Here is a 2,849-nt window from a genome sequence, read left to right as displayed (position 1 = left end):
GCCCCCCCGGCGCTTTTGCACCCTGTCACGGCGACGCGCCGCCCCCGTGACAGGATGCAACTCCTTCCGGCGCCCGGCACTGCCTAGGCTTTCAGCATGAGCATCCCCACCGCTGACTCAGCCGCCGGGCAGGCCGTCAAGGCCACGGACCGCGCGCACGTCTTCCACTCGTGGTCCGCCCAGGCACTGATCGACCCCCTCGCGGTGGCCGGTGCCGAGGGCTCGTACTTCTGGGACTACGACGGCAACCGCTACCTGGACTTCTCCTCCCAGCTGGTGAACACCAACATCGGCCACCAGCACCCCAAGGTGGTCGCCGCGATCCAGGAGAAGGCCGCCCGGCTCTGCACCATCGCCCCCGGCTTCGCCGAGGAGTCGCGCAGCGAGGCGGCCCGGCTGATCGCCGAGCGCACCCCCGGCGACCTCGACAAGATCTTCTTCACCAACGGCGGCGCGGAGGCCAACGAGAACGCCATCCGGATGGCCCGGCTGCACACCGGCCGCCACAAGGTGCTCTCCACCTACCGCTCGTACCACGGCGCCACCGCCAACGCGATCACGCTGACCGGCGACCCCCGCCGCTGGGCCAACGAGACCGGCGTCTCCGGCATCGTGCACTTCTGGGGCCCCTACGCCTACCGCTCCAACTTCCATGCCGAGAACGAGGCGCAGGAGTGCGAGCGGGCCCTCGCCCACCTCGAGCAGACCCTCGCCTTCGAGGGCCCCGGCACGGTCGCCGCGATCATCCTGGAGACGGTGGTCGGCACCGCCGGCATCCTGATCCCGCCGGCCGGCTACCTGGCCGGCGTCCGCGAGATCTGCGACCGCTACGGCATCGTCTTCATCCTGGACGAGGTGATGGCCGGCTTCGGCCGCACCGGCGAGTGGTTCGCCGCCGACCACTGGGGGATCACCCCGGATCTGCTGACCTTCGCCAAGGGCGTCAACTCCGGCTACGTGCCGCTCGGCGGCGTCGCGATCTCCGCCGAGATCGCCGCGACCTTCGCCGAGCGCCCGTTCCCCGGCGGCCTGACCTACTCGGGCCACCCGCTGGCCTGTGCCTCCGCCGTGGCGACGATCAACGCGATGGCCGAGGAGGGCATCGTGGAGAACGCCAAGCACATCGGCGAGAACGTGCTCGGCCCGGGCCTGCGCGAGCTGGCGGAGCGCCACCCCTCGATCGGCGAGGTCCGCGGCCTCGGCGTGTTCTGGGCGCTCGACCTGGTGAAGGACCGCACCACCCGCGAGCCGCTGGTGCCGTACAACGCGGCCGGCGCCGCCAACGCGCCGATGGCCGAGCTCGCCGCCGCCTGCAAGCAGCGCGGCCTGTGGCCCTTCGTCAACATGAACCGCTTCCACGTCGTGCCGCCCTGCACCGTCACGGAGGAGGAGGCCAAGACCGGCCTCGCCGTCCTGGACGAGGCGCTCACCGTCGCCGACGCGCACACCGTCTGACCGGACCTGATCCGGCACCTCCGGCCCCGGGCACCACTCACTGCGGCGCCCGGGGCCTCGCGCTGCCCCCGCACAGTCCACCGGCACTCCTGGAGCACCCATGCGATCCACCACGTCCGGCCTGTCCCGCCGCGCGCTGCTCGGCGCCACCGGCGCGCTGGGCGCGGCCGCCCTCGGCGGCTGCGGCATCCCCGCCGCGTACGTGCCGCAGGAGCGGCGTGCGGCCCCCGACCGCTCGGCCCGCGACCGCACCCTGACCTTCTCCAACTGGACGCAGTACATCGACGTCGACGAGAAGACCGGGCGGCGGCCGACGCTGGACGCCTTCACCGAGCGGACGGGCATCCGCGTCACCTACACCGAGGACATCAACGACAACGACGAGTTCTTCGGCAAGGTCAGCCCGGTGCTTGCGCAGGGCGGAGCCCCCGGCCGGGACCTCATGGTGATCAGCGACTGGATGGCCGGCCGCTACGTCTCGCTCGGCTGGGTGCAGGCGCTGGACGGGACACGGCTGCCGAACGTGCACAAGTACCTCGACCCGCAGCTCGCCCACCCGGCCTTCGACCCCCGGCGGGCGCACAGCGTGCCCTGGCAGTCCGGGATCACCGGCATCGCGTACAACCGGAAGCTGCTCGGCCGGGAGATCCGCTCCACCGCCGACCTGTGGGCCGCCGACCTGAAGGGCAGGGTCACCCTGTTCGCCGGCATGGACGAGGCGCTCGGCCTGCTGATGGCGGCGCAGGGCGCGGACATCTCCCGCTTCAGTGCCGACGACGCGCACCGCGCCATGGACCAGGTGCAGAAGCTGGTCGACCGCGGCCACATCCGGCGCTTCACCGGCAACGACTACACCAGCGACCTGGCCTCCGGCGCGGCGATCGCCTGCCAGGCGTACTCCGGCGACGCGATCCAGCTGAAGGCCGACAACCCGGACATCGCGTTCGTCGTCCCCGAGGAGGGCGGCGAACTCTGGTCGGAGAGCCTGATGGTGCCCAACCGGGCCGCCCACAAGCAGAACGCCGAACTGCTCATCGACCACTACTACCAGCCCGAGGTCGCCGCCGAACTCGCCGCGTTCGTGCAGTACATCTGCCCGGTGCCGGCCGCCCGCGACGTGCTGGCGGACAGCGACGACGCGGACACCGCGGCGCTGGCCGAGGAGCCGCTGATCTTCCCCACCGACGAGATCCGGGCCCGGCTGCACACCATGCGCGACGTCACGGCCGAGGAGCGGCCGGACTTCCACCGGGTCTGGGGCCGCGTCGCGGGCGTCTGACCGCGATCCGCGGCCAAAGGGCCGGCGGCCGGGCGCGGGCCCGGCTGGGGCGGTTGACCCCCGGGGGGGGGGGGCGGGGCGCCGGGGGCCCCCCCGGGCGGGCGGGGCCAGAGTT

2 protein-coding genes are annotated in these 2,849 nt (G+C 72.7%); both read left to right on the top strand.

Annotation, left to right across the window (positions count from 1 at the left end):
• Window positions 1-96: 96 nt before the first annotated feature.
• Window positions 97-1,455, top strand: coding sequence for an aspartate aminotransferase family protein (locus tag ACFV0G_RS37920; protein WP_380557959.1), 1,359 nt, complete (start codon window positions 97-99; stop codon window positions 1,453-1,455).
• Between the two features lie 100 nt (window positions 1,456-1,555).
• A complete protein-coding gene (locus tag ACFV0G_RS37915) occupies window positions 1,556-2,734 on the top strand; it encodes a spermidine/putrescine ABC transporter substrate-binding protein (protein ID WP_380557956.1) in 1,179 nt (392 codons plus the stop codon).
• Window positions 2,735-2,849: the final 115 nt, after the last annotated feature.

This window comes from Kitasatospora sp. NPDC059571 (assembly GCF_042735675.1).
Lineage (GTDB): Bacteria > Actinomycetota > Actinomycetes > Streptomycetales > Streptomycetaceae > Kitasatospora.
Note: the sequence above shows the minus strand (reverse complement) of the source record. Positions and strands in the feature narration are given on the sequence as shown.